Here is a 19,480-nt window from a genome sequence, read left to right as displayed (position 1 = left end):
CCCGTCGATCACTGAGCGTAGAGAACTCCGATGATCGATGTCCCGTGCCTGTTTGCTACTCCGGGTACCTACCTGTCCGGATCCTGGGTGCCTATCGCCGGTCGCTCATAGTCCGCAAATCTGGGGCTTGAGTTGGGCAAACACTGGTTGGCCCGGTGACATGGCGTGTCACTAGGCCGAAATGTTCGTGCTGGTCAGGCGGTTGCGGGCGTCGCGTCGATGATGTGTGGCGGCTCGGTGATCTTCAGTTTGGCGAACAGGGACTTCTGGGGCTGGGGCAGCTCGGTGCGCTGGCAGAAGGTCCCGGCGGGGCCGGTGAACACGCCGGCGTGCGGCCGGTCAGGACGTCGACCAACTCCGAAAGTGGAACTCCGGCGGCATCGCAGCCATCCTCGACACCCGCGGCACCTCAGACGAACTTGCCGAGGTCGTCGCTCTGATTCGCGGCTGACCGCTGAACCGATACGGCGTCAACCCCACTCGCGACGCCGCACTGCCCGACATCGGCCTGACGATGACCACGAGGTGATCTGGCATGCCGAGCACGACCATCAGGTCAAACTGCGGCTGCGGCGATACCGCCCTGGCCAGCGAAGGCCAGGAAAGCAACGCTGAGGTGGACTGATGAGCCGACCGGTGTGCCTGCTCGACGTCGATGGAGTCGGAGTCGTCAACGTCGCACGTCCAGGGTGGGGTGCTGCCCCGCGTAGCGGCAACGCCTACTCCGGTGCCACCGCCTACCGCATGCGGTGGGCACCGGCGTTGATCGAACGCATCCGCCTGCTGCAGCCGCAGCGGCAAGATCGAAATTCGGTGGTGCAGCACCTGGTGCGCCGAAGCCGAACAGATCGAACGACTCTTCGGCCTCCCCCAGCTGGAACGTTCCTGGTACCACCAGGTTTCCGCCGCCACAGCCCCAGCCGCGAAGCTGAACGCCGCCCGCGCTGTCCTTGACCAAGGGCGGCACCTGGTCTGGACCGATGACACCGAGGCACCCACCAGCGGACCGATCCACGAGGAACTGACCCGAACCGGCCGAGCACTGCTGATCGCGCCCTCGCCCCGCCGCGGGCTGCAACCCGAGCGCCTCGACGCCATCGAGGCGTTCACCGCCAACGCCGTCGCGGCCAGCACCGCCGCCCGGGACGAAGCGCTCCTCCGGGCACGCCGTCTCCTCGGCGACGACAGCTCGTGAGAGCCTTCACCACCGTCAAAGCAGGCTAGAACGCTGGCGCTCCGCCCCACGAACTGAGCGGACCGGACCGGCCGACCCCACCACCCAGCCGAGCCCCGGCACCAGCAAGAGCTCCGGCTCGCGACCAGGCCCGCCGCTTCGGGCGGCGGAGTCCAGGGCTGCTCCCCCACCAGCCACACGAAGCGACAGGACCTCATCCGGGAAAGCCGGTCAACGGCCAGCGGTCGTCGGTCAGGGAGCCGAGGTTCCTCCCGTCGTGTGTGCCGTGGTGGGCGGCCGTGGACGGCAAAACCCTGCATGGCCCCCGCACCACAGCGGGCTTCACGCCAATTTGTCCATGTTGTCCTTGTAGATCGCGAGCAGGCGATAGATCCAGTGCACGAACTTGGTGTACGGCGCGATGGCGAAGGCGACGATGACCGCGGCCAGGTGCGCCACCAGGACCGGGCCGAACAACGGGTTGGTTCGCAGGAAGAGGGTGAGCAGCCCGGTCACCGACAGGATCAGCAGCGCCCACAGCAGACCGTAGTCGGCTCGTCGCATCGACGGCGTGCCGAGTTCCGGGGCGCTGCGCCGTTTGAGCAGCATCAACCCCGCGCAGCCGACGACCATGCCGAACCCGCCGACGGTCCCCGTGATGACCGGCACGGACAGGTACGGGTACGGCGGCATCAGGTGCAGGAACTCCTGCATGAACGCGGCCGAGGTGGTGGAGACCAGACAGAGGCCGAACCCGTAGGTGACCGCCAGGTGCAGGCGACGCCGTTGTGGGCTCGGCACGTCGGCGGGATAGTCGCAGTCCTGGCCGCCACCCCGCATGTGCCGCAACTGCACTCCCTGAACCAGGGTCCGCGCCCACACTCCAGGCCGGGTGAGGTCCCGCAGCCTGCCGTGGGTGTCGCGCCAGTAGCGCGACACCGCCGCCGCAAGTACGACGATTGTCCAGAGGCTGGGCGCCGCCACCACGGCCACCATCACGAGGTGCGGAAGGATCTCGTACGGCGAACCCGGGTTCGGACCCGTGGAGTTCCCTGCACCGCCGGTGAGGGAGCTGAGCACCACGAGCAGCGCGAAGATCGCCACGAACCAGCCGGCGACGCCACGCCAGCCGTGCATCCAGCCGGGCACGGTGGAGGGCCACACGTAGCTGCGGTACGTCTCCTCCCGTACCTGTGCGAACACCTTCGGCGGATTCAGGTCGAACTCGTGCGGCGGGGTGTACATGCAGGCGCTGAAGCAGTCCCGGCAGTCGTGGCACAGATTGGCCAGGTGGGTGATGTCGCCCCGGGTCAGTGTGCTCCGCAGCTCGAGCGCCGGCCAGACCGGGCAGTATCCGGCACAGTACCGGCAGGAGTTGCAGACGGTGAGCTGCCGCTCGGCCTCGGCGAACAGGTCATCCACGGGCATGGCGCGCCGCCTCTCGACCGGCGATGCGTCCCCACACCGTTCCGATGGTCATCCCGAAACCGGCCAGGTACCCGGTCGACAAGATGTTTCCTGACATGATCTCCCCTGCCGCGAAGACGTTGTGGAACACGCCGCCGTCCTGGCGCCGGACGTGTGACTGTTCGGTGACCGCCACACCGAGGTAGGTGAAGGTGATCCCCGGCCGCATCGCCACCCCGTAGAACGGCGGCCGGTCGATGCGCTGGGCCCAGTTGCTCTTGGGCGGATCGAGGCCGACCGTGGACAAGTCGTCCCGCTCCGCCATCGTGAACCGGCCGCCCGGGCCGCGGTCGACCGCCGCGTTGTACCGGGCGACGGTCTCCTCGACCGCAAGCGGATCAAGGTCGAACCGCGAGGCCAACTCGCTGATGCTCCGCGCCGCGGACACCCCGTACATCGGGGGAAGGAACAGCCCGTGCACCTTGCTGTCCCACAGGGAGTACGCGATCTGATCGGGTTGCACCGCGATGTTGCGTCCCCAGATGGCGTACCGCTTGGGCCAGATGTCCTCGCCCTCGTCGTAGAACCGCCGCCCATCCCGGTTGACCACGATTCCGAACGGGATGGTGTCCAGCCGGGTGGCGATGCCCCCGTCGAATTTCGGGCTGCGTGCGTCCACCGCGATGGCATGAAAGCCACGTTCCTCGCCGGCTCGTTCCGCGCCGGCGTCCAACAACTGGGCGAGGACCGTTCCGTCGTTGTACTTCGGGCCGCGCACGTGGTAGTTCAGCACGGCGTCGCCCCAGTACCGCCGGAGCCAGTCGATGTTCGCCTCGAAGCCGCCGCTCGCGCAGACCACCGCCTTCGCGCGTACCCGCCGCCACCCCTGAGCCACCCGGACGACGATCTCGGTGCAGGCATCGCCCGTGAAGCCCAACCGCTCGACGCTCGCCTCGTACAGGATCACGATCCCGGCCCGCTCGGCCGCCCGGTAGTAGCCGTTCATCAGCGCCTTGCCGCCACCGAGGAAGAACCGGTTGGTACGAGCCAGGGCCAGGGTTCCGGTCAGCGCGGGCTGCCAGCGCACGCCGTGGTCGGTCATCCAGCGAGGTACGGTCTCCGACTCCCGTACGGTCAACGCGGCCAGCGCCTCGTTGCTCGGCCCGGTGCCGACGCCGCCCAGATCGGTCCACAACTCGTCGTAGGGGTAGCGGCCGGTGTAGTAGGCGTCGGTGTAGTCGTGGACACAACGGATGTTGCGGGTGTGCCGGCTGTTGCCGCCGCGGAACACCCTTGGCGCGCGCTCCAGCAACAGCACCCGGGCGCCATGGTCACGGGCGCTGAGGGCACTCACCAGGGCCGCGTTGCCGCCGCCGATCACGACGACGTCCCACTGCTCGTCCAACGCCCCGTTCCGGGCTGGGGCGAAATCGTTTGGCGAGGTGATCATGACAGGTGGTCCAGTACGGCGCGGGTGACCGCGCGGGTGCCGCCGCGCGGGCACCCGGTCGGCTCGATCTGGACGGCCCCGTCGGCGAGCGCCGACTCGACGGCCCGGCGGATACGTCCGGCCGCCTCGGCCGCGTCCAGATGCTCGAGCAGCATTGCCGCGCTGAGAATCTGCGAGATCGGGTTCGCCAGGTCACGCCCCGCGATGCCCGGCGCGCTGCCGTGCACCGGCTCGAAGTACGAGGTACCAGCGCCGATGTTCCCGCTGGGGCACATGCCCAGTCCGCCGACGGTGGCGGCGCCGAGATCGCTGAGCAGGTCTCCCACGAAGTTCTCGGTGAGCACCACGTCGAAGTGTCGCGGCGTCATGACGAGGTCGTGCGCGGCCGCGTCCGAGTACCGGAAATCCAGCTCCACGTCGGGATACTCGGCAGCGACCTCGATCGTCACCTCGCGGAACAGGGCGAACGAGCGCAGCACGTTGCTCTTGTCAACCAGGGTGACCCGCCGGGTGCCGTCCGCCGGGGCGCCGTCTCGCGTTCGCGCCAACTCGAAGGCGAACCGCGCGACCCGGTCGACCCCGGCCCGGGACACGAAAAGCTGGTCGACGCAGGCGTCGCGGGTGCCCACGCCGAGGCCACGAGACAGGTAGAGCCCCTCGGTGTTCTCCCGGACGATGACGTAGTCGATGTCGCCGGGACGGTGGATCGTGGGCGTGCGCACCCCGGGCAACAGTCGGACCGGCCGCACGTTGGCGTACGTGTCGAGGCCGGTACGGAGCACACCGCCGAGCAGTCCCGCCTCGGTGCCGTCGGGACGACGTACCTGGGGCAGGCCGACCGGTCCCTTGAGGACAGCGTCGACGTTGTTACGGAACCGGTCCAGGGCACCCGGTTCGAGGTTGTCCCCGGTCTCGGCGTACAGGCCGGCGCCGCCGCGCTCGGTGACCAGGTCCAGCGTGATTCCGGCGCCGCAGACCGCGCGGGTCATCACGGTGGCCGCGGACTCGATCAGCTCCGGGCCGATGCCGTCGCCCTCGATGACCGCGACGCGGAACGTCCGGTGCTCCGCCGGGCCGCCGGCTGCGGGGTAGCCCGCCGCCGAGCCGCCGGCGGCCGGGGGGCCGCCTGCCGGGTCGGGAGAGGTGCTCAACTCGCCTGTCCTGCCTTTCCAGTCGATCCTGCGGTCAGCGCGGCCAGCACGGCCAGCACGCCCGCGCGACCCGCAGGATGTTGTCGCCGCAGACCGCGGCGATCTCCTCGTCGCGGTAGCCGTGGGTGACCAGCCACCGGATGACCGTTCAACGTCCCCTCCACGGGGTTCTTCACCCCGTCGACGAACTCGATAGGTTGGACGGGATGCGCCGCCGATGCCGTCGAACAGGGCGGGCCGGCGCCGGGTACAGGGACTGCTCCCCATACCCGGCACGCTGCTCACGTAGCGCTGCCGAAGTCGCCCACCGGTTCGGGATCTCCGCCGGCTACCCGGTAGCGTGTCCACCGCCCGCCGAGCGCCGGCAGCGGCGCCACGTCCATGAACCCCTCTCCGGGACTCATCACGACGGCCGCGGCCGTGGCCGACATACCGCCGCCGATCGCGGCCGGACGCGGCGGCCGGCACACCGAGTACGGCGCACCGAACGAGTCCAGGAACACCTCCCGGAACCGCTCGAAGCTGACCCCACCGCTGCGGGCCATCGCCCGCAGCTTGCGCCGCACCCGGTGCGAGCGGAACATCGTGCACGGCGTCGCGGCCAGGGCCGGATCGTCGGTCGCCCCGACGTCCTTGAGCTTGCACAGGGCCGGAACGCTCTCCCAGTGGTTGCCGTGGGTGAGGATCCCGTCGTCGTCCGGATGCAGCAGGAAGCTCTCGTCCGGGGCGCACTCGATGTCGACGATCTCCCCCTCGGCGGCGCTCACCATCATGTTGTTGGACCCCGACTTGCGGGTGGCGTAGACGGCGCTCAGCGCGAGCGCGTATGTCCCCGTCGCGAGTGCCTTGCGCCGGATCAGCGGCAGCGGAACCCCCGACTGCCGGTAGTCGCGGTCGCTGATCAGGTTGTTGCCGGTGATCGCGATACCGGCGGAGTTCAGGCCGGACCTGGCCACCGCGCCGGCCTCGGTGAAGGTGAGCACGTCCGGGCCGTCGTCCTGGCGGATCCGCAGCACCAGCGAGTGCCGGGCGTGATCGGGCGAGGTGTCCCAGTTCTGGCCGTGGAACAGGGCGCCGGTGGTGGACGCCTCCGGCAGCACGGCCGCGGCCGTGCACTCGTCCCCGTCCGCCTCGGTGGGCTGGACGAGCCGGCCCGCCATCGACAGCAGCTCACGCCGCGCGTTGATGAGGACCACGTCGATGAGCGGAACGCGGGCGCCGTGGCTGATGCCGCGGATCTCGGCGGCCTGGTCGGCGTCGAAGTCCTCGATCTGCTCGATGAAGGCGGCCGCCAGCGCGGCCACCTCGTCGGTGTCCGCGTTCAGGTGCCGGAGCGCGCCGCGGTACAGGTCGGCCGCCAGGGCGATTCGGTCGGCGGCCTGCTCACCGTAGTCGACGCCCCGGTCCTGTGGCGGGCCGGAGATCTCGTAGAGTGGGAAGTCCTGAGCAACAGAGTCGGTCACGGTCGGAAGACCCCATGGTCGTGATGGACGCCCGGCGACTGCCGGACGATGTCGGCGAGGATGTCGGCGTGCTGGGTGGTGTCGGCGGGGCACGGCTCGCCGTCCTCGTCGAGCACGACGGGACGGATGGTCACCGACGAGACGTCGGAGCCGTTGATCGCGATGTCGAACACCGCCCCGCGCAGCCACGGCCCGGTACGCAGGATCGGGTGCAGCGGCGGAGTCCTGCGCCGCTCGTTGGGAGGCAACGCCGGGTCGTTGTGAAACAGGAAGTTGCCCATCGAGTACAGGACGACGCCGCCGGCGTAGAACTCGATCGGGTGCAGCGAGTGCGAGTGGGTCCCGAGGATCGCGGTGGCGCCCGCGTCGATCAGCCGGTGCGCGACGGGGCGCTGGTAGTCGGCCAGCGGCCCCTGGTTCGGCGGCAGGAACGGCCAGGCGACCCCCCAGTGCAGGCAGACGATCACGTGATCGTGCGTCGCCCGCGCTGCGGCCACGAGGTCCGCCGCCCGGGCGAGGTCCTCCTCGACGGACCAGGTGGTCATCCGCGGCGGGCTACCGGGCTGCTCCTCCATGCGCGCGGCTTCGAACTCGAACGACTGGCCGACCCGCAGGGGCGCGACGCCGGGCCGTCGCGGGGTGGCCGCCGACCCGGACGGAAGCGTGCTGCAGAAGTTGAGTACGGCCACCCGCTCGCCGCTCGCTGTGGTGAGCGTGCACGGGGTCAACGCCTCGACGAGCGTCCGGCCCGCTCCGACGAACCGGACGCCGGTGGCGTCGAGTTCCGCCATGGTCTGGAGCAGTCCAGGCACTCCCCAGTCCAGGGCGTGGTTGGTGGCCAGCGACCACACGTCGACGTCGAGCGCGGCGTACTCCCGGGCGTTTCCGGGGACCGATCGGCTGACGCTGACCTTGTCGGCCGGCCACCCGCTGTCGGTCAGCGGGATCTCCAGGTTGCCGATGAGCAGGTCGGCCGCGCCTTCGCCGCCGTGCAGCAGGGCACGCACCCGCGGGGAGATCGGCCTGTTGATCGACGTGTCGCCGATGGCGCGGAGAATCATCCCGGCATCACCGTCTTGAAGTACCGCAGGGCGTTGCCGCCGAGGATCTTGCGGATGTCCTCGTCGGCGTAGCCGTGTTCGATCAGCCACCAGCCGGCGTTCCAGAACCCCTCCTCGGGGTTCTCCAGGCCGTCGACGTAGGTGGCGCGGGGCAGTCCGTCGACCGGCCGGACGTCACCGTGCGGGGCCGCCGCCCGGATCATGTGAAGTTGGTGATGCGGGCCGAAGGTGACGTCCAGTCCGAGCGCGACCGCGTCGACGCCGACGAGTTCGACGATGCGCTCGACGTGCGCCATGACGTGGTCGATCGTGTGCCCCTCCTGCCCGGGGACACAGGTGCTGTTCGGGGGCGCCTCGACGCCGATGATCCCGCCGGTGTCGGCCAGCGCCTTGATGAGGTCGTCGGGTTTCATGCGGCTCGTCGGCCACAGGGAGCGGGAGCCGGCGTGGCTGATCATGATGGGGACGGTGCTCGCCTCGATCGCGTCGAGGGTGGTGCGATCACCGGCGTGCGCGAAGTCGGCCACCATCCCGACCTCGTTCATCCTCCGGAGAACCGCTCGGCCCTGCGAGGTCAGCCCCTCGTCGAAGGCGGAGGAGAGGCCGCCGCCGAGCAGGTTGCCGTCGCTGTAGATCAGGCCGCCGACGCGGACGCCGAGCCCGAACAGCCGCTCGACCGCGTCGAGGTCGTGGCCGAACTCGGTCATCGACTCGAGGCCGAGGATGACACCGACCGAGGTCGGCAGGCCGCCGTCGGGCGCGATCCCGGCGGTGAGGTCGGCGAACCGGGAGACCAGGTGGAACCCGTCGTGGTGGGCCAGGTCGGCGAGGAAGCGGGGCAGCATCGTCTCGATCTCGGCCGCGGTGTGCCAGGAGTTCGTCGACGCGACCGCCGCGGTGACGCCGGAGGACGCCATGGCCTCGTACGCGTACTCGAGGCGCTTCTCCCGCCGCCAGTTCCCCCAGTTCTCGGCGTCCAGATTGGCTGGCAGGAGGAAGGGGTGGTCGTGGATCCCGATCGCGGGGGCCGTCGCGAGCAGCCGGCGCAGCCGCCCGTCGGCGCGGTCGACCCGGGCCGAGTAGCTCGACCGGGTGGCGTGCTGGTCCGCATACGCCACGGGGGGTTGGTACCAGGGCAGGTGCTGGTAGGGGCGGTTCATCGAGGTGCCTTTCTCAGTTGGTGAGGACGGCGCGCATCAGGCGGCTCGCGTTGCCGCCGAGCACCTTGACGATGTCCTCGCGCGACCAGCCGTCGCGGTCCAGCGCGACGGCCACGTTGACGAAGTTCTCGGCGGGGTTCTCCATGCCGTCGACGTGCTCGACGAGGCCGCCGAGCTCCCGGCCGGAGTGGGTGCTCCACGGGCCCTTGCCGCCGCGGCCGAGACGGTGGATGCCGGCGTGGTCGCCGAACATCGTGTCGGGTCCGAGCCCGACGTGATCGATGCCCATGAGCTCGACCGCGTAGGTGAGGTGGTCGACGATCGAGGCGATCGAGTGGGCCGGGTGGGCCTCGGATCGAGTCGTGTTCGGTGCCGCAGAGAGGCCGAGCACGCCGCCGGACTCGGCGAGCGCGCGCAGCACGGTGTCCGGTTTCATCCGCCACGTGTTCCACAGCCGTCGCGCGCCGGCGTGGGAGATGACGACCGGGACGGGACTCTGCTCGATGACGTCGAGGCTGGTGCGGTCACCGACGTGACCGAGATCGACGATGAGGCCGAGATCGGCGGCGAGGCGTACGAAGTCGGCACCGGCCCGGGTCAGTCCCTCGTCGCGGTCCTCGGCGGCGAGGCCGTCGCCGAACGCGTTGCCCTCGTTGTAGCAGAGCCCGGCCATCCGGACGCCGAAGCCGTAGAGCATCTCGAACGCGGCGAGGTCGTCGGCGAACGCGGTCGCCGACTCCAGCGACAGGTAGAGGGCCACCCCGTCGTTTCCGCCCCCGCCGGTGGTGCGGTCGAGGTCGCGTACGGTCTCGGCGACGAACACACCGTCGGCGTGGGCCACGTCCGCGCGGGCCCGGCCGAGGAACGCCAGCACCGACTCCGGTGGCGCGAACGACCAGGCGTTGACGAAGAAGGCGGAGGTGCCGCTGTCGCGCAGGCCGTCGAACCCGTGGTACGCGCGGCTGGCGCCCCGGTACCACGCCCACGTGTCGGGGGTGAGCGGCTCGGGCAGGCGGGTGGGGTGCTCGTGCAGCGAGATCGCCGGGAACGACGCCAGCAGCGCCTGCGCGCGGTCGCGCTCGTCGGGGGTCACCTCGCGGGTGTAGCGGGAGCGGGACGACGTCTGGTCGGCCAGCCCGACCGGCGCTCCCCCGTCGTCGAGATACGGGTAGTTGGTCACGTGTTGCCTTCCTTCCAGGCGGCCTGAACGGCGGCCGCCGCGACGGCGACGTCCAGTGCGCCGATGCCCTGTGACTCGAACAGGGTCAGATCCGCCGTGCCACGCCACCGTCGGCCGCCGAGCACGTCGCCCAGCTCCACCAGGGCGTCCCAGCGGAGCAGTCCGCTGTCGACGGCCGGGACCAGGTCTCCGCATTCCAGGCGGGCCTGGGCGCGCGAGTCGACGACGATGTCCGCGCGGCGGACCAGACCCTCGTCGACCTCGCGGCGGTCCAGGCCGTTCGAGCCCGCGGCGTTGACGTGCGTGCCGGGGGCCAACCACTCACCACGCAGCACCGGCTCGGTGGCGCGGGTGGCGGTGCACACCACGTCGGCTCCGCGTACGGCGTCGGCCACGTCGTCGAAGACGTCGACGGCGCCGAATCCGTACCCGCGCAGGCGGTGCGCCAGTTCCTCGCTGCGCGCCCTGGTGCGGGAAACGATCCGGACCTGGCGCGGCACGGCGACCGCCGCGACACCGCGGACCTGCATCTCGGCCTGCACACCGGCGCCGACACAGGCCAGCACATCGACCTCGGGATGCATCGCCTCGGTCGCCACACCGGACATGGCGCCGGTGCGCAGCGCGCCGAGCAGGGTGGCCTCGACCAGCGCCACCGGCTCGTCCTGGTACGGGGTGTGCAGCACGACCGTGTGACCGCGGCCGATGTCCCGGGCCGCGTAGCTCTTGGTCCCCGCCCAGCCGCCGGGCAGCACGGCGGCGAGCACGTTCAGCGTCAGGTCGGTACCGTCGGATGCGTCCGGGGCGGTCGCCGCACGCAGCCGTACGCGCGGCATGCTCACCACGCCGCTCGCCGTGAACGCCTCCCGGACGGCGTCCACAACCAGCGGCATCGGCAGGAGCCGGGCGATGTCCTGCTCGGTCAGGTGGATCATGCCGCACCGGCCTGACTCGCGGCGCGCTCCCGCTCCGCCCGTTGCCCGGGCACGGCGGAGATGAGCCGCCGGGTGTACTCCTCGCGCGGGTCGTCGAGAACGGCGTCGACGTTGCCCTGCTCGACGACCTTGCCTTCGTGCAGCACGAGCACCCGGTCGGCGATCTGCCGCACGACCGCCAAATCGTGCGTGATGAACAGGTACGACAGGCCGAGCCGCTGCCGCAGATCGTCCAGCAGGTTCAGCACCTGCGCCTGCACGGAGACGTCCAGCGCGGACACCGCCTCGTCGCAGACGACCAGGCGCGGGTTCAGGATGAGCGCCCGGGCGATACTGATCCGCTGCCGCTGCCCGCCGGAGAACTGGTGCGGGTAACGGCCGAGGTCCACCCTGGGCAGCCCGACCAGGCCGAGCATCTCCTCGACCCGGCTGCGCCGCTGCGCCGCCGACAGTTTCGGCTCGTGGATCCGCAACGGCTCGGCGACGATCTCGCCCACCCTCATCCGGGAATCCAGGGAGGCGTACGGGTCCTGGAAGACGACCTGCAGGCGGCGACGGACCGCTGTCATCCGGCGCGGGCTGAGCCTGGTCAGCTCCGTACCCTCGAAAGTCACCGTTCCCGCTGTCGGCGGATCCAGGAACAGCACCGCGTTGGCGATGGAGCTCTTGCCGCTGCCGGACTCGCCGACGATGGCCAGCGTCTCGCCGGGGAAGACATCGAAGTCCACCCCCCGGACGGCCCGTACGGGCTCGTTTCGACGCAGCAGCGATCCGCCGGTGGGGTAGTCCTTCTCCAGGCCACGAACGCTGAGGATGGGTGCCGGTCGTTTCCCGGTCATCGAGTGAGGCTCCCTTCCGGGTCGGCCGCTGTGCCCGCCGAGGGCAGGCGGGGTTTGCGGACCCGCACCGACGGCGCGGCCGCGAGCAGGGCCTTGGTGTACGGGTGCTGGGCCGCGCCGGTCATCAGCGTCCGGTCGCCCCGCTCCACGATCTCGCCGTCGCGCATGACGAAGACCCGGCTGGCCACGTCCGAGATCAGGGCCAGGTCATGGCTGACGAAGAGGATTCCCATTCCGTTGTCGGCCTGCAGTTCCCGCAGCAGCCCGACGATCTCCGCCTGCACCGTCACGTCCAGGGCGGTGGTCGGCTCGTCGGCGATAAGCACGCGTGGCCGCATCGCCAGCGCGACGGCGATGACGACCCGCTGCTGCTGACCGCCGGAGAGTTGGTGCGGGTAGCAGTTCGCCTTGGCTGCCGGATCCGGCAGCTTCACCGCGTCGAGCAGCTCGACGGCGCGCTCCCGCAACGCCCGGCCACGCAGGCCGTGATGCCGGCGGATCACCTCCCGAAGCAGGTTGCCGATCGTGTACGACGGGTTCAGCGAGGTGAAAGGGTTCTGGAAGATCATCGCGGCGCGTGGCCGCCGGCGTGCGGAGTCGCGGTCGAGGCGTCCGGCGCCGCGGCCGGGCGCGGACATGTCGACGCCGTCCACGAGGAAGCGGTCCGCGGCGACGGCCATCTGCCGGGGCTCCAGCAGACCGAGGATCGCCCGGCCGGTGACGCTCTTGCCGGAGCCGGACTCGCCGACCAGCCCGACCGTCTCCCCCGGGTGCAGGTCCAGGTCTACTCCCCGCACGATGGGGACCGCACCGGCCGGGCTCCGGTAGCAGATTCGCAGCGCGCGGATGTCCACCAGCGGCCCGACCGTCGATGCTCGGGCGTCGGTCATCGGGGCACGCTCCCTTCCGGGTCGATGAGGTCGCGCAGCGAGTCGCCGAGGAGGTTCACGGCGAGGACCGCGCCGCTGATGACCAGGCTGGGGAAGACGATCTGCAGCGGCGCCGACGAGATGTACGGCAGGGCGTCGGCGATGATGTTGCCCCAGGTGGGGTTCGGCGGTTGGATCCCCAGCCCGAGGAAGCTCAACGCCGACTCGTACAGCATGGCGTGCGCGAACACGAAGGTGGCCTGCACGATCGCCGGGCCGAGGACGTACGGTGCGATGTGGCCGACCATGATCCGCCGGTGCGAGGCCCCGAGCGCGGTCGCGGCGCGCACGTGGGTACGGCGGCGTACCGACAGGGCCTGCCCGCGAACCACTCGGACCATCTCCGGCAGGTAGGTCAGGCTCAGCGCGATGACGACGTTCACCACCCCGGAGCCGAGCACGGCGATGATGGTGATGGCCAGCAGGATTCCGGGCACGGCCATCAGGGTGTCGGTGAGTCGTCCGATCACCGTGTCGAGCCAGGTGCCGAAGTAGGCCGAGACGAGGCCGAGCGCGGCGCCGAGAACGAACACCACCGCGGTGACGGTGACACCGACCCCGATGGAGACCCGGGCGCCGTAGATGAGCCGGGACAGCACGTCGCGGCTGTACAGGTCGGTGCCCAGCCAGAAGTCCCCGGAGGGAGCCGCGAGCGAGGCCCCGGACGCGGGCCGTACCGGGTCGTGCGGCGCGATCGCGGGGGCGAGCACGGCGACGACCGTGAGCAGCAGCAACACGCCGAGGCCCAGGTAGCCGCCCACGCCCAGCCGCGGAAGGCGCGGTGCCCGCCGGCTCCGTTCCACACCCCCGGCGACCTGACGGTCAACGATTGCCATAGCGCACCTTCGGGTCGACGAACGCGTACAGGATGTCCACGAGCAGGTTGATCAGCAGGTAGATCACCGAGATGAGGAACACCGTCGCCTGGATGACCGGGTAGTCGCGCCGCGTGATCGCGTTGATCAGCAGGCTTCCGATGCCGGACAGGTTGAACACCTTCTCGGTGACCACGGCGCCGCCGAGCAGGCTGCCGAACGTCACGCCGACGACGGTGAGGATCGGGATGAGCGCGTTGCGCAGGATGTGCTTGACCCGCAGGCTCCAGAAGCCGACGCCGGAGGCGCGGGCCATCGTGACGTAGTCCATCGGGACGACCTCGAGCGTCGCCGCTCGGCCGATCCTGGTGATGTTCGCGGCGTACATCAGCCCGAGACTCAGCGCCGGCAGGGTGATCGCCCGCAGCCCCTGGAACGGGTCCTGTGCCAGGTCCACGTAGCCGGACGCCGGCAGCCACCCGAGCCAGACGGCGAACACCAGGATGAGCAGGACGCCGAGCACGAAGGTCGGCATCGAGATGCCCACGAGGCTGCCGCCGAGTATCGCCTTGTCGGCGAGGGAGCCCTTGCGCAGCCCTGACGTGAGCGCCGCGGGAATGCCCACGACGAGGCTCACGATCAGGGCTGCCAGCGCAAGAGTGATCGTCACTGGCAGGGCACCGCCGATCATCGAGCTCACGTGCTTGCCGGTGGCGTACGAGGTACCGAGGTCCCCCTGCACGAAAGCCCCGAGCCAGGACACGAACTGGCTCCACAGCGGGTCGTTCAGTCCGTACTGGTCCCGCATCGCGTCGATGTCGGCCTGGGTCGCGTCCTGCCCGACGAGGGCCTCGACGGGGTCGCCGGGCAGGATGTGTACGACGAGGAAGATGCCAATGGCGACCAGAGCGAGTACCGGAATCGTCTGCCCGACACGCCGGATGACATAGGCGAGCATTTCTATTGCCTCCGAGTTGTCACTGGGTGAGCGACACGTTCCACGCGCTGAAGAGACCGGACGGCGCGACGCGGGCCCCGGACACCTTGTCGGAGACGGCCCAGACGGACTTCTGCCAGTACCACGGCATGATGACCGCCTCGTCCTTCAGCTTCTTCTCCAGCTGGGCGAAGAGGGCGTTGCGTTTGGTTTCGTCGGCCGTCTGGGTGGCCTGCCGGTAGGTGGCGTCGTAGCCGGCGTCGCAGTAGCCGAACCGGCCGGGCTTGCCGTCGTCGCCGCAGTACCACTCGTTGTAGAGCAGGTCAGCCGGCGTGCGCAGGGGCGTTCCGGTGGCGGCGAGCTGAAACTTCCCGGCGTTGAGCCGGGACTGGTAGGTGGCGTGGTCGAGCGTCTGTACCGCCACGGTGAAGCCGGCGTCCTGGAGCATCTGCGCGATGAGGGTCGCGTTGGTCTTCTGGTTGGCCGGTGCGCCCGCGATGATCTCGATCTTCTGCCCCTGGTACGAGCTTTCCGCCAGCAGCGACTTGGCCTGCGCCACTCCCCCGGTGTACGGCCAGTAGTCATCGGCGGTGGGATCGAACCAGCTCACCAGGTTCGACACGTACGAGTTGGCCACCTCGCCCTGGCCCTTGACGGTGGTGTCGAGCAGCTTCTTGCGGTCGATGGCCGCCGCGATGGCCTGGCGGACCTTGACGTCCTTGAGGACGGGGTCGGCGGTGTTGACGTACGCCGCATGGGTGTTGGTCCCGTTGGTGCTCTCGACCTTGACGCCGCTGACGGCGGAGATGCGGTCGAGATCCTGCACCGGCACCTCGATCGCCACATCGTACTGATGGGTTTCGATGCCGGCGAGGGCGGTCTGGTCCTCGGGCACCGACTCGATCACGACCGTGTCGACCCGCGCCTCCTTCCGGCCACCGAAGAACGAGGCGGGCGCGTCGACCGGCACGTAGCCGTCGAACTTCTTGAGTACCACGCGGTTCTCGTTGTCGAAGTTGTCGACCTTGAAGGGTCCGGTGCCCACCGGGCTGTTGACCAGGCCCTTGTTGTCCGCGGCCCCGGCCGGCACGATGACGATCTCGATGGGCTGGCCCAGCAGGGCAAGGAAGTTCGCCTGCGGTGCCGACAACGTCACCACCACGCTGTGCTCCCCCGCCGCCGTAACGGACTTGATGTTCGCGAGCTGGCTCGCCCGGGTCGCGTTCTGCCGGTAGTAGTCGAGGGAGTAGACGACGTCCGCGGACGTCATCTTCTTGCCGTTGTGGAAGGTGACGTCGTCTCGCAACACGAAGGTGTAGACCTTCTGGTCCTCGCTGACCGTCCACGACTTCGCCAGCATCGGGATGGGGTTGTAGTCGTCGTCGAGGGAGACCAGTCCCTCGTACACCTGGCGGAGCAACTGCCAGGAGTTGGAGCCGATCTCCTTGAACGGATCGCTGGAGTTCATGGCGCCGGCGATGCGGACCTTCAGGACGCCACCGGCCCCAGCCGAGTCGTCCGGGCCACATGCGGCCATGCCGCCGGTCATGGCGAGTACGGCCGCGACTGCCGCGACTCTCCGCATACCGGCGAATCTCGAAATGGACACTGAAGGACCTTTCTCTGAGGGTCAGGAGGCCGGCGTAGAGCGCGACTGCGCCAGCACATCGGCGAAGAATTCGCGGACCACCGGCAGCACGGCGCGTCCGTCGTGGGCGACTCCCGGCACGATGTCCACCCTGGGGTCGATGCCGTTTTGCCGAAGATTGCCGCGGAAGGTTTCCATTCGCTCGCGGCGGTTGTTTCCTTGCTTTTCGAGCCCGTCGAGCCAGTTCGAGCCGGAACGGTCGTTCGTCTCCCAGGTCTCGATGTCCAACTCCCCGATGACGAGTTGGACGGGGACGCCCCTGATCGCGGGCAGGTCGATGTCGACGCCGAAGAGTTCGCGGACGTTCCGCGTCCCGAGCCACCAGTCGCTGGTGTCGTCGAGGAGGGTGAGGCGCCCCGGTGCGCCCACCGACACGGCCATGAGCCGGTCCGGGTGCAGGTAGAGGAACCGGTGCGCGAACTGGCCGCCGCCGGAGAAGCCGTGCAGCATGAAGCGCGACGTGTCGATGGGTACGCGCTGCGCCGCCTCGTCGATCATGTCCAGGAGCAACGTGTCGAAACGGAGCCCGCGGTACTCGATGAACTTGTAGTTGTGAAGGTCATCAGGGTCATCAATGCCAGCCGGAAACAGCGGAGCGAGGACGACGACCCGTTCCTTTTCACAGAACGAGGCCATGAGATCGCGATACTGACCGGCGGTCCGCCCGGTCCCATGCTGGATGACGACAAGGGGGTATTTGTCGGGATCCGTCGCTATCCGCTTCGGAATATACATCAGGTAGCTGAAGCGCTGGTCGGACTGGGACGCGAAGACGGTGGTGGGCCCGGAAACATAGAACTGTGACGGGTCCTTGATCTTCGAGTCGGCGTTGTAACTCACGGTTCTCCTGAGCTCACTTTCAGCGAATTAGTGCCGCTGCCAGGCACAACAGGGACCGTAGGCAGACGGGCCACTCAGGCCCAGACCGTTACCGCGCACGCGGTAACTGATTTACGTCACGGTTACCTGCCGCCGAACGGCAGGTGCCACACGCCTGCCCCGACCGCTGGCGCGGCCACGGCTCGTACCCCATGGCAGGCGCGGCCGCGGGAGGGCGCAACGGCAGGCGCGGCCGTGGGGCGCCCGCAACGGCAGGCGCGGCCGTGGGGCGCCCGCAACGGCAGGCGCGGCCGTGGGGCGCCCGCAACGGCAGGCGCGGGGCCAGTCAGCGATACAGCAGCGCGAGCACCTGGGTACCGAGCTCGGACAGCCCCTGCGTCTCGAGCGAGTAGTAGACGTGCCGGCCCCGGCGTTCCGCCGTCACCAGTTCCGCCTCACGCAACGCCCGAAGGTGGCGCGAGACCTGAGGCTCGGTCATGCGCATCTTGTGGGCGAGGTCGACCGTGGTCCGTGGGGTACGCAGGATCGCGCGGCAGATCTGGATGCGCATGCCGTCGTGAAGCGCGCTGAGCCGCTTCATGGTCACGTCCAGGCCGTCCCCGGCCGCCGGGCCGATGGCGTACGCGATGACGACAGGCAGCCCGGGGTCGTGCTTGATGATCAGATGGGGGGCAAGATAGAAGGAGGGGACGACGATCAAGCCACTCCCGGCCGGCCTCACCATCGCCTGGTTGACCTTGTCGAAAACCACCCGATCCGGATCATGCCGGAGCGCCGCGGTGGGGCTCACCGACACGATTGCCGACACCCCACGCCGGGCGAGGTCGTTCTCCTTGCGCCGCGCGTCGTCGACGAGGCGCGATGCCAGCTGCACCCACTCCTCGTGGAACCAGTCGTTGGTCACGGCGTGCAGGAAGTCCCGTAGGCCGGCCAACGCGGCGGCCGGCCGCTCGACGATCTCTACCGCCAACTCCAGCCGGGACAGCGACAGGCGCTCCACCCTGCGGAAGAACTCGCGCCGCGCCTGGCAGTCCGTCCGGAGGTGGCGAACATCGATATCTCTGGAGAATTCGATGAGTGACGGCGCGGACTGCTCGACGAACGCGTCAAGGTCCATCGCGCCCAGTTCGTCGAGTCGGTCCTCGATCTGGGCCAGCCGACGGCCAGCCAGGCTCACCGGCATGAGATAACGAGCCCGAATCGCTCCGTACAGGGGCAAAAAGTGCCGCGCGCGGGCAAGCAACTCGCCCTGCCGCTCGTCGGCGTACACCACACCGCGCACCCGCTGCCCCCGCGGATGGTGATCACCGTGAGTGATCGCATGAAGCATCGACCCAAGCTCGGCGAGCGGATCAACCCGGACGACCACCGCGTTCGCCCGAAGACCCGCCAGGCTAACGGTCACGGCCACGGCGACCATGGTAATAGCCTGGCTCTCCAGCCCACCGGCTCCCGACCCGTCGGCCAGCAGTCCGCCGAGTACGGCCGGAACCCACATGATCCCTGACCGAGACTCGAAACGAGCCTTCACCGACTGATGGGCCACGACGTCCGGGCCGCGCTGGGCGTGGTCTCCTGGGGTCCTCCGGGTTGTTGGTACAGCGGCTGTGCTGGTCAGCCGGGGGCGGGGATGGCCGCGATCCGGTGGAACGCGGTGGTGATGTGTTCGGCCCAGGGCCAGCTGGTGGGGATGCGTAGCCAGCGGCAGCGTTGTCCGCGCACCAGTCGGGCGGCGGGGTGCAGGATCCTGGGCGAGGGATGACGCAGCATCGCATCCCGCACCGGCGGCGGTAGCTCGCGGCGGTGTCGTACGGAAAGCCGCAGAGTGATCGAACCCGCAGCAGAATCCTACGAACGGTGATGGAACTCCTCATCCCGCGCGCACTGCTCGCGGCTACCTATTGACTGGTGGTACGACCGCAGCCCGGCCAGGCTTGGTCGAGGTGACCGGTGGGGTCGCTCTCATCGCGGCTGCCCACCGCAGGCTGGTGTGGCTCTCATCTGGCGTGCGCCCCGCCGGTCACCGCGGCGGAGAGAGGCTCAAGAGGGGACTGCCCAGCTCAAGGTAGCGCTGCCCTCCCCGCCGACGAACACTGTCGGATCGAGGAGGACACGATGGCCCAGGTCATCATCGGCGTGGACCCACACAAGCGTTCCGCCACCATCGAAATCATCAACGGGCGAGAGAAAGCGCTCGGACAGGGCCGGTTCGGCACCGACCGCGACGGCTACCAGGCCATGCTCGCCGCCGGCCGCATGTTCCGCACCGGGTTTGATGGAGACATCGAAACCTGGGAGGAACACCAGCGATGCCCGCACCGAAGAAGTACAACGATGAGCTGCGTGAGCGTGCGACCCGGTTGGCGGTCGAGGCCCGCCGGGATCCGGCGTCCGCGGTCGGGGCGATCCGGCGGATTGCCGGTCAGCTCGGGGTTCACCCGGAGGCGTTGCGCACGTGGGTGAAGAAGGCCGAGACCGACGCCGGGGAGCG

At 69.5% G+C, this 19,480-nt stretch carries 19 protein-coding genes; 1 reads left to right on the top strand and 18 read right to left on the bottom strand.

Translation table 11 applies throughout. The features are described 5' to 3' along the window. Positions 1–194: 194 nt before the first annotated feature. The 18 genes from ACGFIZ_RS32470 to ACGFIZ_RS32385 form a co-directional block, all read right to left on the bottom strand. Entirely contained in the window at positions 195–323 is a 129-nt protein-coding gene (locus ACGFIZ_RS32470; protein WP_393426636.1) for a hypothetical protein, read from the bottom strand. 1,193 nt (positions 324–1,516) lie between these two features. Then, a complete protein-coding gene (gene tcuB, locus ACGFIZ_RS32465; protein WP_393426633.1) occupies positions 1,517–2,602 on the bottom strand; it encodes a tricarballylate utilization 4Fe-4S protein TcuB in 1,086 nt (361 codons plus the stop codon). Next, entirely contained in the window at positions 2,589–4,031 is a 1,443-nt protein-coding gene (gene tcuA / locus ACGFIZ_RS32460) for an FAD-dependent tricarballylate dehydrogenase TcuA (RefSeq protein WP_393426630.1), read from the bottom strand. The genes tcuB and tcuA overlap by 14 nt, the downstream gene beginning before the upstream one ends. After that, entirely contained in the window at positions 4,028–5,182 is a 1,155-nt protein-coding gene (locus ACGFIZ_RS32455; RefSeq protein WP_393426627.1) for an isocitrate/isopropylmalate dehydrogenase family protein, read from the bottom strand. Before ACGFIZ_RS32455 ends, tcuA begins: the two co-directional genes overlap by 4 nt. 281 nt (positions 5,183–5,463) lie before the next feature. Then, complete coding sequence (locus tag ACGFIZ_RS32450; protein WP_393426624.1) at positions 5,464–6,645, bottom strand: C45 family autoproteolytic acyltransferase/hydolase; 1,182 nt, start codon at positions 6,643–6,645, stop codon at positions 5,464–5,466. Next, complete coding sequence (locus ACGFIZ_RS32445; protein ID WP_393426621.1) at positions 6,642–7,706, bottom strand: CapA family protein; 1,065 nt, start codon at positions 7,704–7,706, stop codon at positions 6,642–6,644. The genes ACGFIZ_RS32450 and ACGFIZ_RS32445 overlap by 4 nt, the downstream gene beginning before the upstream one ends. Beyond that, complete coding sequence (locus ACGFIZ_RS32440; RefSeq protein WP_393426618.1) at positions 7,703–8,866, bottom strand: dipeptidase; 1,164 nt, start codon at positions 8,864–8,866, stop codon at positions 7,703–7,705. The genes ACGFIZ_RS32445 and ACGFIZ_RS32440 overlap by 4 nt, the downstream gene beginning before the upstream one ends. Before the next feature lie 13 nt (positions 8,867–8,879). Continuing rightward, the gene (locus ACGFIZ_RS32435; RefSeq protein WP_393426615.1) at positions 8,880–10,046 is read right to left on the bottom strand and encodes a dipeptidase; all 1,167 of its coding nucleotides are present in this window, start codon (positions 10,044–10,046) and stop codon (positions 8,880–8,882) included. Further along, positions 10,043–10,981, bottom strand: a complete 939-nt coding sequence (locus ACGFIZ_RS32430; protein WP_393426612.1) for an ornithine cyclodeaminase family protein — start codon at positions 10,979–10,981, stop codon at positions 10,043–10,045. Before ACGFIZ_RS32430 ends, ACGFIZ_RS32435 begins: the two co-directional genes overlap by 4 nt. Continuing rightward, a complete protein-coding gene (locus tag ACGFIZ_RS32425) occupies positions 10,978–11,820 on the bottom strand; it encodes an ATP-binding cassette domain-containing protein (protein WP_393426609.1) in 843 nt (280 codons plus the stop codon). Before ACGFIZ_RS32425 ends, ACGFIZ_RS32430 begins: the two co-directional genes overlap by 4 nt. Beyond that, positions 11,817–12,710, bottom strand: a complete 894-nt coding sequence (locus ACGFIZ_RS32420) for an ABC transporter ATP-binding protein (protein ID WP_393426606.1) — start codon at positions 12,708–12,710, stop codon at positions 11,817–11,819. Before ACGFIZ_RS32420 ends, ACGFIZ_RS32425 begins: the two co-directional genes overlap by 4 nt. Further along, positions 12,707–13,585, bottom strand: a complete 879-nt coding sequence (locus ACGFIZ_RS32415; protein WP_393426603.1) for an ABC transporter permease — start codon at positions 13,583–13,585, stop codon at positions 12,707–12,709. Before ACGFIZ_RS32415 ends, ACGFIZ_RS32420 begins: the two co-directional genes overlap by 4 nt. Next, the gene (locus ACGFIZ_RS32410; RefSeq protein WP_393426600.1) at positions 13,572–14,522 is read right to left on the bottom strand and encodes an ABC transporter permease; all 951 of its coding nucleotides are present in this window, start codon (positions 14,520–14,522) and stop codon (positions 13,572–13,574) included. The genes ACGFIZ_RS32415 and ACGFIZ_RS32410 overlap by 14 nt, the downstream gene beginning before the upstream one ends. Positions 14,523–14,541: 19 nt before the next feature. After that, entirely contained in the window at positions 14,542–16,110 is a 1,569-nt protein-coding gene (locus tag ACGFIZ_RS32405) for an ABC transporter substrate-binding protein (protein ID WP_393426597.1), read from the bottom strand. A 21-nt stretch (positions 16,111–16,131) separates the two neighbouring features. Then, positions 16,132–16,989 (bottom strand): hypothetical protein, encoded by an 858-nt coding sequence (locus ACGFIZ_RS32400; protein ID WP_393426594.1) that lies wholly within the window; start codon positions 16,987–16,989, stop codon positions 16,132–16,134. 325 nt (positions 16,990–17,314) lie between these two features. Beyond that, positions 17,315–18,409: a DUF5937 family protein gene (locus ACGFIZ_RS32395; RefSeq protein WP_393426591.1), complete on the bottom strand. Its 1,095-nt coding sequence runs from the start codon at positions 18,407–18,409 to the stop codon at positions 17,315–17,317. Between the two features lie 194 nt (positions 18,410–18,603). After that, complete coding sequence (locus ACGFIZ_RS32390; RefSeq protein WP_393426589.1) at positions 18,604–18,759, bottom strand: hypothetical protein; 156 nt, start codon at positions 18,757–18,759, stop codon at positions 18,604–18,606. A gap of 270 nt (positions 18,760–19,029) precedes the next feature. Further along, the gene (locus tag ACGFIZ_RS32385) at positions 19,030–19,308 is read right to left on the bottom strand and encodes a hypothetical protein (RefSeq protein ID WP_393426586.1); all 279 of its coding nucleotides are present in this window, start codon (positions 19,306–19,308) and stop codon (positions 19,030–19,032) included. On the opposite strand from ACGFIZ_RS32385, the gene ACGFIZ_RS32380 reads away from it, so the two are divergent. After that, positions 19,299–19,480: transposase (locus tag ACGFIZ_RS32380; RefSeq protein WP_393426583.1), on the top strand; the 182-nt coding region annotated here is incomplete at its 3' end. The genes ACGFIZ_RS32385 and ACGFIZ_RS32380 overlap by 10 nt on opposite strands.

Origin of the sequence: Micromonospora sp. NPDC048830 (assembly GCF_043198215.1) — a bacterium.
GTDB lineage: Bacteria > Actinomycetota > Actinomycetes > Mycobacteriales > Micromonosporaceae > Micromonospora.
Note: the sequence above shows the minus strand (reverse complement) of the source record. Positions and strands in the feature narration are given on the sequence as shown.

What these genes read in the sequence shown, in the direction of transcription:
- tcuB (WP_393426633.1), bottom strand. Translation starts at nt 2,602, where the DNA reads ATGCCCGTGGATGACCTGTTCGCCGAGGCCGAGCGGCAGCTCACCGTC.
- tcuA (WP_393426630.1), bottom strand. Translation starts at nt 4,031, where the DNA reads ATGATCACCTCGCCAAACGATTTCGCCCCAGCCCGGAACGGGGCGTTG.
- ACGFIZ_RS32445 (WP_393426621.1), bottom strand. Translation starts at nt 7,706, where the DNA reads ATGATTCTCCGCGCCATCGGCGACACGTCGATCAACAGGCCGATCTCC.
- ACGFIZ_RS32440 (WP_393426618.1), bottom strand. Translation starts at nt 8,866, where the DNA reads ATGAACCGCCCCTACCAGCACCTGCCCTGGTACCAACCCCCCGTGGCG.
- ACGFIZ_RS32430 (WP_393426612.1), bottom strand. Translation starts at nt 10,981, where the DNA reads ATGATCCACCTGACCGAGCAGGACATCGCCCGGCTCCTGCCGATGCCG.
- ACGFIZ_RS32425 (WP_393426609.1), bottom strand. Translation starts at nt 11,820, where the DNA reads ATGACCGGGAAACGACCGGCACCCATCCTCAGCGTTCGTGGCCTGGAG.
- ACGFIZ_RS32420 (WP_393426606.1), bottom strand. Translation starts at nt 12,710, where the DNA reads ATGACCGACGCCCGAGCATCGACGGTCGGGCCGCTGGTGGACATCCGC.
- ACGFIZ_RS32415 (WP_393426603.1), bottom strand. Translation starts at nt 13,585, where the DNA reads ATGGCAATCGTTGACCGTCAGGTCGCCGGGGGTGTGGAACGGAGCCGG.
- ACGFIZ_RS32410 (WP_393426600.1), bottom strand. Translation starts at nt 14,522, where the DNA reads ATGCTCGCCTATGTCATCCGGCGTGTCGGGCAGACGATTCCGGTACTC.
- ACGFIZ_RS32395 (WP_393426591.1), bottom strand. Translation starts at nt 18,409, where the DNA reads ATGGTCGCCGTGGCCGTGACCGTTAGCCTGGCGGGTCTTCGGGCGAAC.
- ACGFIZ_RS32390 (WP_393426589.1), bottom strand. Translation starts at nt 18,759, where the DNA reads ATGCTGCGTCATCCCTCGCCCAGGATCCTGCACCCCGCCGCCCGACTG.